Below are 13504 nucleotides of genomic sequence, written 5' to 3' on the forward strand. Positions count from 1 at the left end.
TTACAAGCATTAAAAATGCTTCACAAATTTCCAAATGAATATAAAACTCAGTGTTTTATATTCATTAACTTACATCAATAAGAACACATAAAAACATAACCTCATTATTGAAGAATCATACTGAGCAAACATCTAAACATTTATCATCCAAACACAACCTTCTCTTATTCTAAAAATTAAGTTTCGATTCTCTAAATTGCAAAGCATGATATATATCATTGTTTTCAGTCAAAACTGCTAAGTTTTACTTAACCAATTTGCTAAATACAAAGTGATAAATGAAAAACTTTTCACATAAACATAGGGATGTAATTTAAAACCATACAATTCATAAGCAATTGTTTTTATTATCCAAATAAGCTCAATTGAATTTAATCCTGAGTAAATAAATTGGTTTTTATTACAGTCATTTAAAGCCACTTTATCTATAGCTAAGTTTGCTGATATGAGGCATAATGCCCTACAACGTAGCGGTGTCAGATGATTGAGAATGTTTGCTATTTGTAAATAATAGTCATTTTCAATCATGCGACACTTTATTCGCTATCCCGAATTTATTTAGGGAATGGGACTCTTCACCGAGGTTGTAAAATGAGACAAACGACTTTAGCTGTATTGTCTTTATCTGCGATGGCTGCACTCTTAACTGGGTGTGGCGGTGATATGGTACTTCTAAACTCAAAAGGTCCAGTTGCTGAAGGTCAAAGTAACCTGATGATGACTGCGATCTACTTAATGTTATTGGTCGTAATTCCTTCGATTTTAATGGCATTATGGTTTGGTTGGAAATATCGCGCGTCAAATAAAGATGCAGACTATAAACCTACATGGGCACATTCAACTGCAATTGAAATTGTAGTATGGGGTATCCCTTGTATTATTATTGCTATTCTTGCGTATTTAACATGGTGGGGCTCACATAAATATGACCCATACCGTCCGCTTGAATCAGACAAAGCGCCTGTAACTATTCAAGTTGTTGCTGAACAGTTTAAATGGATCTTTATCTATCCTGAACAACAAATTGCAACTGTTAACGAAATTCGTTTCCCTGAAAAAACGCCAGTTAACTTTAAAGTGACTTCTAACTTTACAATGAACTCTTTCTTCATTCCTAAGTTAGCAGGTCAAATCTATGCAATGGCAGGTATGCAAACTCAGTTACACGTATTAGCTGATGAAACTGGCGTATATCGTGGTTTCTCTTCTAACTATAGTGGTTATGGTTTCACACAAATGCGCTTCTTAGCTCATTCTGTTACTGAACCAGAATTCAACAGCTGGGTAGAAGCAGTTAAAGCAGGTAAAGGAACTTCAATTAACCCTGAAGCTCAACAAAAAACTGTTTTAGATGCAGCAGAATTTGCAGCGCTTAAAGATGGTGACCGTTCTAAGCACCAAATTGAGAATATGCTCAAAAATGCGCATACCCCAGAAGAAAAAGCACTTGCAGAAGAAGCTGAACGTAAAGGTCCATTCCCTACTAAGCCGTATCCTGTAACTTACTATTCTTCAGTTGAGTCTAATTTGTTCGAAAGCATTATCAATAAATACATGAGCAACTACCACGGTGCAGATCATTCTGCGCAAGCGGGTACTGAACATGTTGGTGCTGAACATGCAACTGCTTCAGTAGAGGAATAAGACATGTCGGTATTATTCGGTAAACTCAACTGGGACTCGATCCCTTATCAAGAGCCAATCGTACTTGTAACCATGGTCATCATGGCTTTAGGTGCAGCTGCGCTTCTTGGTGGTATCACCTATTTCAAAAAATGGGGCTACCTGTGGAATGTATGGTTTAAATCTGTAGACCATAAAAAAATTGGTATCATGTATATCATTGTATCTGTGGTCATGCTTGTGCGTGGTTTCGCCGATGCGATCATGATGCGTCTTCAACTGTTCCTTGCAAAAGGCGGCGGTGAAGGTTACTTACATCCTGACCATTACGATCAGATCTTTACCGCGCATGGCGTGATCATGATCTTCTTCGTAGCAATGGGTCTTGTTGTAGGTATGATGAACATCACTGTACCACTTCAAATTGGTGCGCGTGACGTTGCATTCCCATTATTAAACTCTTTAAGCTTCTGGTTATTCGCAGGCGCTGCTGGTTTGATGATGGCATCACTTGTATTAGGTGAATTTGCTGCAACTGGTTGGATGGCTTACCCTCCTCTTTCAGGTATTCAGTATTCTCCTGGTGTTGGTGTTGACTACTACATCTGGGCACTTCAGGTTTCAGGTTTAGGTACGCTTTTAACAGGTGTTAACTTCTTTGTTACCATCATCAAAATGCGTGCACCAGGCATGGGGCTTATGGACATGCCGATCTTTACTTGGACTGCACTTTGTACAGCAGTATTGATCATTGCATCTTTCCCTGTGTTAACTGCAACTATTGCAATGTTAACGCTTGACCGTTACTTCGGTTTCCATTTCTTCACCAATGAGCTTGGCGGTAGCCCAATGCTTTATGTGAACTTGATTTGGACATGGGGTCACCCAGAAGTATATATCTTAGTTTTACCTGCGTTTGGTATTTACTCAGAAGTAGTATCTACATTCTCTCGCAAAACTTTGTTCGGTTACAAATCAATGGTATATGCAACTATCGCAATTACAGTTCTTGCGTTCGTTGTATGGTTACACCACTTCTTTACCATGGGTGCTGGTGCCAACGTTAACGCGTTCTTCGGTATCATGACCATGATTATTGCGATCCCAACAGGTGTGAAAATCTTCTCTTGGTTATTCACCATGTATAAGGGTCGTATTACGTTTACATCACCAATGTACTGGACACTTGGCTTCCTTGTGACTTTCGGTATCGGTGGTTTAACTGGTGTATTAATGGCTGTTCCACCAGCTGACTTCTTAGTACACAACTCTTTATTCTTGATTGCTCACTTCCATAACGTAATTATTGGTGGTGTAGTATTTGCAATGTTCGCAGGTATCACTTTCTACTGGCCAAAAATGTTTGGTTGGAAGTTAAATGAAACTTGGGGTAAAGCATCTTTCTGGTTCTGGTTCTTCGGTTTCTATTTTGCATTCATTCCACTTTATATCCTTGGTTTCATGGGTATGACTCGTCGTTTGAATACATATGACAACCCTGAATGGGATCCGTACCTTGCAATTGCATTCTTCGGTTCTGTCCTTGTTGCAATCGGTATTTTCTGTTTCATCATGCAAGTTGTTGTAGGTTTCTTACAACGCGAACAAAACATGGACCACACAGGTGACCCATGGGATGGTCGTGTACTTGAATGGTCTACGTCATCACCTGCTCCATTCTATAACTTTGCTCACCTTCCAAAAATCAATGGTATTGATACTTTCTGGAATGACAAAGAAAATGGTGTAGCGTATGCACGTCCAACAGAATATGAAGATATTCATATGCCAACTGACCGTGCTGCTGGTTTTGTGATCGCAATGTTCATTACTGTAATGGGCATGGCTTTGGTATGGCATGTTTGGTGGCTTGTTATTGCAACTTTCTTAGGTGCTGTGATCAGTTTCATCGTAAGTTCATTTACGAAAAAAGTGGATTACTATGTGCCTGCAGCTGAAGTAGAACGTATCGAAAACGAACGTTATGCTTTACTTGAAAAACACTTGAAGAAGGACTAAGACAATGGCTGAAGTACTTCATCACGATAACCACGGACACGATGAGCATCATCATCACGATGATACTGACATCACTGTCTTTGGTTTTTGGACCTACTTGATGAGTGACTTGATTTTATTCGGTACACTCTTCATCGCGTTCGCTGTATTAAGCAGTCATATTCCACCTGGAACTCCTAGTCCAAAAGATTTATTTGGTGAGTCTTTAGGTTTCGTACTTGTAGAAACTTTTGCTCTCTTGATCTCTTCTGTGACTTTTGGTTTTGCAGTACTTGCTTCATACAAGAAAAATGTTGGTCAAGTTTTAACTTGGTTAGCGATTACTTGGTTATTCGGTGCAACGTTCATCGGTATGGAACTTTATGAATTTAATCATTTAGTTCATGCTGGTCATGGTCCAAGCACGAGTGCGTTCTTATCTGCGTTCTTTACACTTGTAGGAACACACGGTATTCACGTAACTTCTGGTTTGGTTTGGATGCTTGTGTTGATGTATCAAATCAAGAAAAATGGTTTGACTCTTCCAAACACACGTCGTCTTGCTTGCTTAAGCTTGTTCTGGCACTTCCTTGACATCGTTTGGATCTGTGTATTCAGCGTCGTTTACTTACTGGGAGTTATCTAATGAGTCACGATCATAATTCTGCAGGTGCTTCGCATGGTAATGTGAAACAATATACGATTGGTTTTATTGTTTCTGTATTGCTTACCATTGTTCCATTCTATATGGCAATGCATCCAGCTGACTTCGGTCGTGGTGCGATTATAGCAACGATTGCGATTACAGCTGTGGCGCAGGTTCTTGTTCAATTAGTATTCTTCTTGCACATGAACACTTCATCAGAACAACGTTGGAACGTAATTGCATTCATTTACACGATCTTGTGTATCGCAGTTCTTCTCATCGGTTCTGTATGGATCATGAACTACTTACATTCAAACATGATGCTCTAGGGTGTCATGTTGAAGAAATATCTATTCCTGACTAAGCCAGGAATTCTCTTCGGTAACTTCGTTACCACTTTGGGCGGCTTTTTCTTAGCCGCTCAAGGTTCTGTAGATTTCCTTTTACTTCTCATCACACTCCTTGGTACTACCCTCGTGGTTGCTTCTGGCTGTGTTGTGAATAATGTCATTGACCAAGACATTGACCAAAAAATGCAACGTACGATGAATCGTGCTTTAGTCAAAAAAACCATCAGCCCTACAGTTGCTTTATTGTTTTCTGCTGTGCTCGGTTTACTTGGCTTTGCTTTGTTGTGGTTTTTTGTCAACGCCTACGCATTTGGCTTTGCGGTACTTGGCTTTGTCGTATATGTGATTTTTTATAGTTTATGGAGTAAACGTACCACCATTCACCAAACCGTGATTGGCAGTATTTCTGGCGCAAGCCCTCCAGTGATTGGTTATACCGCTGTTTCAAATGAATTTGATGTTGCTGCGCTACTGATTTTTTTAGCATATGCACTTTGGCAAATGCCACATTCATGGGGAATTGCAGTTTATCGTTTCGATGACTATAAAAATGCTGGGATTCCTATTTTACCCGTTGCGCGTTCGATTTATCGTACTAAGGTTGAAAGCCTGATCTACGTGATCTTATTTGCACTGGTATTAAATGGTTTGTATTGTTTTGGCTATACCAATATTTTCTTTTTAATTATCTTTAATGTGATGTGCGCTTATTGGGTGTATTTATCGCTGATTGGATTTAAAGCTGAAAATGATCAGGTTTGGGCAAAAAAATACTTTTTGTATTCTGTAATTTTAATTACCGCTTTAAGTTTTAGCTTTAGTTTTAGTTACGTCTCCCCTGCACCACATTTACCAATTTTTTAAAAAGATAGAGTTCCACTCTATCTTTTTTTTAATCTGCTCTAAATCCCAAATCAATTTCGATTCAATAATATATTTTGCACTTTGTATTCCCTGTTTCACTTGTTATCATATTTTCAATAATTACAACTTTCACATTTTCAATGAAGACTCAAACTAAATTCATTTATAAAATCCTATTCAGTTCCACCCTACCTTTTTTATTTTATAGCGCTACTGTGCATGCAGGTGCTGAAGACATTTGTGAGCCTGATTTTTATTTAAATGGAGACAGCTACAATAAGTGTAGTAATTTACCCGTTCTCGTTCCAAGTAATGACAACCAAACCAATATGCTGTTATTGCTCAGTGATTTAGGACTGGCGAATATTAAACCGCGTCAACCCGATACTGAGTTATGGACATCCGCTTATGGTCAAACACCTTTTGAAGGTGTTCCTTCTGCAGAAAATCGGGTTGCCAACCAACGTATTAAATTTGCAAATGATCAACAAGGTTATGATGAACGTTGCAATACTTTAGCCAATGGTAAAACCAGTTTCATTACTCAAGTTCAAAATAATAAAAATATATCTGCATCTGAAAAACAGGCTCTCATCTCTGAACGTAATAAAATTTCAGAATGTACCAATAAAATTCCATTAATTCCAATCAATGCGCAATGGTCACCTACTACTCGACAATATGCCTCCTATTTAAATGCAACAATTGCATTTTACAATGCTAACTTTTCCACAGCAACAAAGATATATTCAGTACTATCCACTGTAGATGATGCATGGCTCAAAGAAACTTCGCAATATATGCTGATTCGCTCAAGTTTAAATTCAGCCTATGCAACAGGAACCAACCAATATGGTGATGTAGACTTAGATAAAATTAACAAAACTTTACTGAAGCAGTTTTTAGATAACATTACAGCTTATCTCAAAGCTTATCCAAGTGGTCAATATGCTGCCAGCGCACGTGGATTTATGCGTCGTGGATTTTGGCTTACTGGACGACAAGATTTATTGGTCAATGAAATTGTTTGGCAAATCAACAATCCGAAATCCAAATACTACAATCTAGATGTCAATGAGTTCCCTGCCGAAATTGATCGTCGTGTTTTTAGTAGTCAATATTTCAATGTTAAAAATTTAAATGACCCATTTTTATTGGCAACTTATGATCTCATGCAAATGAGGGATTCTTCTGCTGAAGGTTATAAACCAATTGCATGGGCGCAGTTGAATGCGCAAAAAGAAATTTTTAAAAATCAACCTGAGTTGTTTAAACATTTACAAGCTGTGCATTTATTTTATGTACAGAAAAAACCACAAGAAGCTTCAAAATATTTATCAGATAGCAATGATTTAAATCAATACATTCAACTGAGCCAAGCCTTTTTAAAAGGACAAATCTTAGAAAAAACCAATCCCACGCAAGCTGAACAATATTGGTCACAACTACTCAATAAGTCGAAAAATTCTTATCAGCGCGGCTTATTTGAAACAGCGCTGTCTAATCATTTAAATACCAAACAAGATGTCAGTGCATTTATTGGTAAGAAACCTTTGATTGGCCAGATGAATTTACAAAAGCGCTTTATCCTCTATAAAGCCAATGATAAATCTTTGCAAAATATCATCCAGAATAATGTTGCAACAACTGATCAAAAACAGGCAGCGATTTACACCCTACTGCATAAATCGTTGAATCAACAAAATTATGCTCTGTTTAATCAATACTATAGCCAGCTACCAAAAGATGCTGTGCAATATAAAGATTATGAAAGTTCCAATAAATATAAAGAAAAACCACCCTTTGCCGATTTTGTTTGGAATGGCACAACCATTACACAACAGCTCAAATGTTCCAATTTACCAACATTGACCAGTCAATTAGAAAAATCCCCCAAAGATCCACTGTTAAATGTCTGTATGGGTGAATATGTTCGAACTGGTCATCATGGTTTTCCTTATCAAATGAATGGGGAGAATACTTCAAACCAAGAGGATAAAGGCGAATTTGCTCGTGGTGATGTTTATAAATCAATTATTAAATCAAGTACTAAAGGTGAATTACATGCCTATGCCCTATATCGTGCCATCATGTGTTATTCACCGAGCGGTATGAATGATTGTAATGATAAAGAAGTACCTAAAACTGTCCGTAAACAATGGTACGACCAAATCAAACAAGATTATCCAAATACCACTTGGGCAAAATCTTTGAAGTATTATTGGTAGTTTCCATGTCAAAAAGATTGATTCGGTTTTTATGGCTATCACTTTGTTGCTTGAGCATTATTGCATGCCAGCCGAGTCAATCTGCATCTTCAAATCATCATGTTAATGCAAATGATTATGATGCTTTTTGGATTTGGGGCGATATTAAATCTGCACCTTATTTAGCCAAAGCCAAAGAAATTTATATTTTACAAGGTGAAGTTCGGGTCGATAAACGCTCTAAACAGTCTGTTTTAATTCCTCAAGGCACAGGAATTTTAAAATTAACTCACCAAAAAGTATGGCTCGTGTTTAGAAATCATCATTTGAATTGGCAAGCTCATGAATTAGATCAAATTTTAAAACGTGTTCGACAATGGGAAAACTCAGGCAATCATATTCAAGGTATTCAGATTGATTTTGATGCACGAACGAAGAACTTGAATAAATATGCCCTTTTTCTACAAAAACTTAGACTACAATTGCCTAAACAATATCAACTGAGTATTACCAGTTTAATGGATTGGACCAATATTCAAGATCAAAATACGCTTAGGCTATTTAGAGAAAATATTGATGAAACGGTGATTCAGACTTATCAGGGTTCAACGACGATTGCGAATTATCAGCAATATTTAAAGAAAGTTTCGGCTCTAAAATTGCCTTATAAAATTGGGCTGGTTCAGCATGGTGAATGGAATCCAAATTTAAACTTTAAAGCTGATTCAAATTTTAAAGGTTATGTGGTTTTTTTGCTGAAAAACTAGCCATTTTTTAAATAATGAATATCACCATTTCAAACTTACGATCTCTCATACAATAGATTTTATTATTTTAAACTCATGGAAATAAGCATGCTAAAAAGAACACTTTGTTTAATGTTGATATTACAAGGATGTAGCACAAATCCGCCTCAAAAAAATTTGGACACCAAACCTTCAGAATCATCCGCAATTACAGCCCCAATTTCTGAGAATAAAGCCCCTGCTTCAAAGAGTTCAAGTACAAAATTACAAGATGCTTTAAGGGCGAATATCTATCAAGTATCAACAATCAATCGCGATGAAGATTTATGGGATTTTCCACCAGTAAAATACAAAAAAGTTACTTTTGAACAATTAACTGATCAAGAAAGAACTGTGTATACCGCTTTAGAAAAAAACTATTTAAATGAGTGGATTATGTGCAATGGTAAAGAATATGTTTTCTCTAGCGGTGGTGCTCCGTTTTTTCTATTTTTTGAAGTCATGAATTATCAAGCTCGTGTAGAAATCAATACACGTCCTCTTAATCAGCAAGATCGTATAGATCAAATCCAGTGGAAAGGTAATATTCGCCTAGGATTTTACAAATCTCTGGCTCGCGATGTGGTAATCAATCAAAAATATACTTTTTTATCTGAAGACCCGTACCAATCCTTACCTAATTTCCGTTGGTATAGTAATAATAGTGACTTTCAATTAAAAAATGATCGCATTTTCCATGAAGATCGTCAAAAAATCGTAGCTTATGAAATCAACCCGCCTAAACTAAATTGTGACTTGGTACAAAAAGTTTTAGAAACCACAAAATAGTACAGCGAAACACGGTTTATTTAGATTGTAATTCAATGGTGTTATGCCTATAATACCACCTCGCAAATTTTGCGGCTTAATCTGTTAGCTGTTTCAGTTAACGTTAGATTATGACTCCTTGCTTCATTCATTTTTGGATGGGGCTGCATAAACCGTAAGGAGCTGACAATGCGTCACTACGAAATCGTAATTCTGGTACACCCAGACCAAAGCGATCAAGTGGTAGGTATGGTAGAACGCTATATCTCTCACATTAAAGATGCTGAAGGTCAAATTCACCGTCTTGAAGATTGGGGCCGTCGCCAATTGGCTTACCCAATTAACAAAATCCACAAAGCGCACTATATTTTGATGAACATCGAATGTGGTCAAACTACGCTTAATGAATTAGAAGAATTGTTCCGTTATAACGATGCAATCCTTCGTAATGTAATTATCCGTCGTGAACACGCTATCACTGAAGAATCTTTACTCGCTAAGAGTGCTGAAGAAAAACGTGCGCGTAAAGCTCAACGTGAAGAAGCACAACAAGCTCAAGATTCTGTTGAAGCATAAGGAGAACATCAATGGCACGTTTTTACCGTCGTCGCAAGTTCTGCCGCTTTACAGCTGAGAACGTTACGTACATCGACTACAAAGATATCGACACTTTAAAACAGTACATCACTGAAAACGGCAAGATTGTTCCTAGCCGTATTACAGGTACTAAAGCTCGTTACCAACGTCAATTAGCGCTTGCTATCAAACAAGCTCGCTATTTAGCGTTGATTCCTTACACTGACAATCATAAGTGAGGTTGAGCCGTGGATATTATCTTATTACAACGCATTAAAAACCTTGGTAAATTAGGCGATAAAGTATCAGTTAAAGCTGGTTACGGCCGTAACTTCCTTATCCCTCAAGGTAAAGCAGTTGCTGCTACTGAAGCTAACACTGCTGCTTTTGAAGCTCGTCGTGCAGAACTTGAGAAAGCTGAAGCTGAAGTTTTAGCTACTGCTCAAGCACGTGCTGACCAATTGAACGAAGTAAATATCGTAATCACTGCGAAAGCTGGTGACGAAGGTAAATTATTCGGTTCTATCGGTACTCGTGACATCGCAGACGCGTTAACTAACGCTGGTCTAGTTGTTGACCGTGCTGAAGTACGTTTACCTAACGGTGCGCTTCGTAACACTGGTGAATTCAACATCGCAATCCAATTGCACCATGATGTTGTTGCAGAAGTTCTCGTTACTATCGTATCTGAGTAATTTCGTACCAAAAAAAAGAGCATACTTTTGTATGCTCTTTTTTTATCTTTAAAATTTCAAACATTCCCCCATTTACCTATGTAAGTTTGATATGCTCCCTTATCAAATATACTCGTTAGATAATTTTAGACTGCTGCATTAAGATACTTACTTGATCAAGTAAGTAATTTTTTTTACCGCATACACATTATTTAAAATCAAGGTCTTATATGTCACAGGCAACCGCCACAGCTTCATCAAATAATTTTAATAAAGATGCTAAGTCATCAGACACAGCACAGCAATTAAAAGAATTTCGTACGCCACCCCATAACTTGGCGATCGAACAAGCTGTGCTTGCTGCATTGATGACCGTTGCCGAATCATTTGAACAAGTCAATGACATGTTGAATGAAAACGACTTTTACGCAACACGACATAAATACATTTTCCGTGCCATTGAAAAACTTGCCCAAGAAAGTTCGCCTTATGATGCAGTTTTGGTCAATGACTGGTTGATTAAGCAAAATCTACTCGATGCCATTGGTGGTGAAGAATATTTAATGCAACTGATGGCAGACTCACCATCAAGTTTCTACAACCTAGAAACCTATGCAGCTAAAATTAAAGAATTTGCGACTTTAAGAAATATGATTAAAGTCGGCAATGAAATTCTCCAAAATGCTTATGACACCAAAGGTCGAGATGTCAGTGAAATTTTAGACCTTGCTGAAACCAATATTTTTTCGATTGCTGAACAACATAATAATAATGCCAAAGCACAAGGTCCTAAACCAATTACCTCAGTTGTAGCTGACGTATTCGATAAATTGAATGAGTTGTCACAACTTGATGGCAATATTACAGGTTTAACCACAGGTTTTACCGAGCTTGATAATAAGACTTCGGGAATGCAAGCGGGTGACATGATCATTGTCGCTGCGCGTCCTTCGATGGGTAAAACCACGTTCGCGATGAACCTCGTTGAAAGTGTTTTATTCAACTGCGACTTACCTGCGCTCGTGTTCTCTATGGAAATGCCCGCGGACTCGATCGCCATGCGTTTGATTTCAGCTTACGGTAAAGTCCACCAAGGTCACTTACGTTCAGGTAAACTGGACGGTGATGAATGGTCTAAGGTCACAGGTACAATCCTACAACTTCAAGAAAAGCATCTGTATATTGATGACTCTTCTGCCCTACCGCCTACGGAAATGCGTGCGCGAGCTAGACGCATTGCAAAACAGCATGGTGGTAAGTTGGGCTGTATCATGGTCGATTATCTTCAGTTGATGAAAGTCCCAGGCATGGGCGATAACCGTGTGGGTGAAATTGGTGAAATTTCACGAAGCTTAAAAGCGCTTGCCAAAGAAATGATGTGTCCTGTCATTGCACTGTCTCAGCTCAACCGTTCTTTGGAGAACCGTCCAAATAAACGTCCTGTTATGTCTGACTTACGTGAATCTGGTGCGATCGAGCAGGATGCCGATTTGATTATGTTTATTTACCGTGATGAGGTGTATAACAAAGAGTCGAAAGAAGCAGGTACAGCAGAAATTATTATCGGTAAACAGCGTAACGGTCCAATTGGTACTGTACGTTTAGCTTTTGAAGGTCAATATACCCGATTCAGTAATTTATCACCTGAATACTATGCGCAATATGATGATGAAGAGTAAGGGATTCCCTGCTCTTTGTTTCATAAGTGGGCTTTAATTTACCGTTTTATATTCAGGCTGATATTTTCAAAACTACGACTTAAACCAGTTGATCAGCCTTTCCCACCACAATTTCCAACCCGCCGTTACTTGTGAATGTTGAGGATGATCATTCATTTCAAGTGGTGGAAATGCCTGATTTAACTGCTGACAGCCTAGATATTTCTGTTGCAGTTTTGCCAAATAATAAACTTGGTCATGTTCTAAAAAACCATCCAGAATTCCTATGTCTTTCCGATTTCCCAAGGCACAATTCGAAGTTTGTTTATTCCACGCTAAAAATGGTGCAATCGGTTTAGAAATACTCAACTGATCATTCTCACAACTCAGTTCTGCAAATGAAGCGATCTGATATTGCTCAGGCTTTCCACCATCAGGCGCATAAGCTAAACCAATAATTAGACTGTCTTTCGCAATATTTTGGCTTGAAAATGTACTGTGCCATTGCATCGGTTTGGTATATTTAAATATATCCGACCATGAACGGAAAATAAACTGATCTGAACTGAGCACTACAGCGAAATTTGAGCCGTCACCCTGCACTGCTTGAGAACTTTGAAAACGTGCAATAAATACATCATCCGCTGAGTATGGCATACATGCCAAAACTGTCTGCATAAAAAATAATGCACACAATCCAATATAATAAGAGATACGCATCATCAATTTATTCGGTATATCAAAGTTTATGATGCATTTTTTAATATTTCTTTCAGTTCATTTAAGTTTTGTGTCCATTCTTCATAATCATCAGAATCTTGCCACAACTCATCGAGTTCAGAATTTTCTTGTGTCAGGATATCAATAACGATGATAGCTTTCTGAATCAGCGCAGTAGGAGGTCGTGCATCCAGTTGATCAATCCACTGACTCACACCATCCAGAAAATCTAGATCCTGTGTCCCCTTACCCGTGATTTGAGCCAACACTTCCGCTGCCGCATGCGCAATACTGCCATCGTCAGCATCAATAAAATCTTCATTTTTATCTGCAATGACCTGATCTAAAGCTTGCTCTATCACAACAAAGCCCGTGCTTTCCTCTAATTCAGCCGCCCAATCACAGGCGGTGTCATTACCAAATGGTTCGTGTGACCATGCTCCCATCTTTCTACTACCCTTTCAAAATATCATGTTTATAAAATGTACAATTTTATATTAAAAATAAAGTCTGAAATTTTTACAAATTATGTTCAGAAGCAATTTTCACAAAATTTTCGATTTTAAGTCAAATCATGATCAGAAACACAAATGTTGATGTTTATTTCAAGTTGATCGGCATACAATAGACAGCAT

14 protein-coding genes are annotated in these 13504 nt (G+C 37.9%); 12 read left to right on the forward strand and 2 right to left on the reverse strand.

Going from position 1 to position 13504, the window contains the following annotated elements; all coding sequences use genetic code 11:
* The first annotated feature begins 591 nt into the window (after positions 1-591).
* The 12 genes from cyoA (at position 592) to dnaB (ending at position 12170) form a co-directional block, all read left to right on the forward strand.
* Positions 592-1644, forward strand: a complete 1053-nt coding sequence (cyoA, locus tag BEN71_RS12240) for a ubiquinol oxidase subunit II (RefSeq protein WP_068976209.1) — start codon at positions 592-594, stop codon at positions 1642-1644.
* Positions 1645-1647: 3 nt separating this feature from the next.
* Positions 1648-3642, forward strand: coding sequence for a cytochrome o ubiquinol oxidase subunit I (gene cyoB / locus BEN71_RS12245; RefSeq protein ID WP_068976210.1), 1995 nt, complete (start codon positions 1648-1650; stop codon positions 3640-3642).
* 4 nt (positions 3643-3646) lie between these two features.
* Positions 3647-4267, forward strand: coding sequence for a cytochrome o ubiquinol oxidase subunit III (gene cyoC / locus BEN71_RS12250; protein WP_068976211.1), 621 nt, complete (start codon positions 3647-3649; stop codon positions 4265-4267).
* A complete protein-coding gene (gene cyoD, locus BEN71_RS12255; protein WP_068976212.1) occupies positions 4267-4596 on the forward strand; it encodes a cytochrome o ubiquinol oxidase subunit IV in 330 nt (109 codons plus the stop codon). Before cyoC ends, cyoD begins: the two co-directional genes overlap by 1 nt.
* A 6-nt stretch (positions 4597-4602) precedes the next feature.
* A complete protein-coding gene (gene cyoE, locus BEN71_RS12260; protein WP_068976213.1) occupies positions 4603-5481 on the forward strand; it encodes a heme o synthase in 879 nt (292 codons plus the stop codon).
* 140 nt (positions 5482-5621) lie between these two features.
* Positions 5622-7709, forward strand: coding sequence for a hypothetical protein (locus BEN71_RS12265; protein ID WP_068976214.1), 2088 nt, complete (start codon positions 5622-5624; stop codon positions 7707-7709).
* Positions 7710-7714: 5 nt separating this feature from the next.
* Entirely contained in the window at positions 7715-8455 is a 741-nt protein-coding gene (locus BEN71_RS12270; RefSeq protein ID WP_068976215.1) for a DUF3142 domain-containing protein, read from the forward strand.
* A gap of 75 nt (positions 8456-8530) precedes the next feature.
* Positions 8531-9262, forward strand: a complete 732-nt coding sequence (locus BEN71_RS12275; protein ID WP_152033044.1) for a hypothetical protein — start codon at positions 8531-8533, stop codon at positions 9260-9262.
* Positions 9263-9430: 168 nt separating this feature from the next.
* Complete coding sequence (rpsF, locus tag BEN71_RS12280; protein ID WP_068976217.1) at positions 9431-9817, forward strand: 30S ribosomal protein S6; 387 nt, start codon at positions 9431-9433, stop codon at positions 9815-9817.
* An 11-nt stretch (positions 9818-9828) separates the two neighbouring features.
* Complete coding sequence (gene rpsR, locus BEN71_RS12285; RefSeq protein WP_004719336.1) at positions 9829-10056, forward strand: 30S ribosomal protein S18; 228 nt, start codon at positions 9829-9831, stop codon at positions 10054-10056.
* Positions 10057-10065: 9 nt separating this feature from the next.
* Positions 10066-10512: a 50S ribosomal protein L9 gene (rplI, locus tag BEN71_RS12290; protein ID WP_068976218.1), complete on the forward strand. Its 447-nt coding sequence runs from the start codon at positions 10066-10068 to the stop codon at positions 10510-10512.
* A 209-nt stretch (positions 10513-10721) separates the two neighbouring features.
* Complete coding sequence (gene dnaB / locus BEN71_RS12295) at positions 10722-12170, forward strand: replicative DNA helicase (protein WP_068976219.1); 1449 nt, start codon at positions 10722-10724, stop codon at positions 12168-12170.
* Between the two features lie 72 nt (positions 12171-12242).
* Here dnaB and BEN71_RS12300 read toward each other — a convergent pair whose 3' ends face one another.
* Positions 12243-12827, reverse strand: coding sequence for a hypothetical protein (locus BEN71_RS12300; protein ID WP_227542602.1), 585 nt, complete (start codon positions 12825-12827; stop codon positions 12243-12245).
* A gap of 68 nt (positions 12828-12895) precedes the next feature.
* Positions 12896-13315 carry a DUF4259 domain-containing protein gene (locus tag BEN71_RS12305; RefSeq protein WP_068976220.1) on the reverse strand — a complete coding sequence of 140 codons (420 nt, stop codon included), beginning with the start codon at positions 13313-13315 and terminating at the stop codon, positions 12896-12898.
* Positions 13316-13504 lie beyond the last annotated feature (189 nt).

Source organism: Acinetobacter wuhouensis (assembly GCF_001696605.3).
In the GTDB taxonomy this organism is placed as follows: Bacteria; Pseudomonadota; Gammaproteobacteria; order Pseudomonadales; family Moraxellaceae; genus Acinetobacter; species Acinetobacter wuhouensis.

Excerpts from the sequence above, each read along its gene's own strand:
- cyoA (WP_068976209.1), top strand. The coding sequence starts at position 592 with ATGAGACAAACGACTTTAGCTGTATTGTCTTTATCTGCGATGGCTGCA.
- cyoB (WP_068976210.1), top strand. The coding sequence starts at position 1,648 with ATGTCGGTATTATTCGGTAAACTCAACTGGGACTCGATCCCTTATCAA.
- cyoC (WP_068976211.1), top strand. The coding sequence starts at position 3,647 with ATGGCTGAAGTACTTCATCACGATAACCACGGACACGATGAGCATCAT.
- cyoD (WP_068976212.1), top strand. The coding sequence starts at position 4,267 with ATGAGTCACGATCATAATTCTGCAGGTGCTTCGCATGGTAATGTGAAA.
- cyoE (WP_068976213.1), top strand. The coding sequence starts at position 4,603 with ATGTTGAAGAAATATCTATTCCTGACTAAGCCAGGAATTCTCTTCGGT.
- BEN71_RS12265 (WP_068976214.1), top strand. The coding sequence starts at position 5,622 with ATGAAGACTCAAACTAAATTCATTTATAAAATCCTATTCAGTTCCACC.
- BEN71_RS12270 (WP_068976215.1), top strand. The coding sequence starts at position 7,715 with ATGTCAAAAAGATTGATTCGGTTTTTATGGCTATCACTTTGTTGCTTG.
- BEN71_RS12275 (WP_152033044.1), top strand. The coding sequence starts at position 8,531 with ATGGAAATAAGCATGCTAAAAAGAACACTTTGTTTAATGTTGATATTA.
- rpsF (WP_068976217.1), top strand. The coding sequence starts at position 9,431 with ATGCGTCACTACGAAATCGTAATTCTGGTACACCCAGACCAAAGCGAT.
- rpsR (WP_004719336.1), top strand. The coding sequence starts at position 9,829 with ATGGCACGTTTTTACCGTCGTCGCAAGTTCTGCCGCTTTACAGCTGAG.
- dnaB (WP_068976219.1), top strand. The coding sequence starts at position 10,722 with ATGTCACAGGCAACCGCCACAGCTTCATCAAATAATTTTAATAAAGAT.
- BEN71_RS12300 (WP_227542602.1), bottom strand. The coding sequence starts at position 12,827 with ATGCAGACAGTTTTGGCATGTATGCCATACTCAGCGGATGATGTATTT.
- BEN71_RS12305 (WP_068976220.1), bottom strand. The coding sequence starts at position 13,315 with ATGGGAGCATGGTCACACGAACCATTTGGTAATGACACCGCCTGTGAT.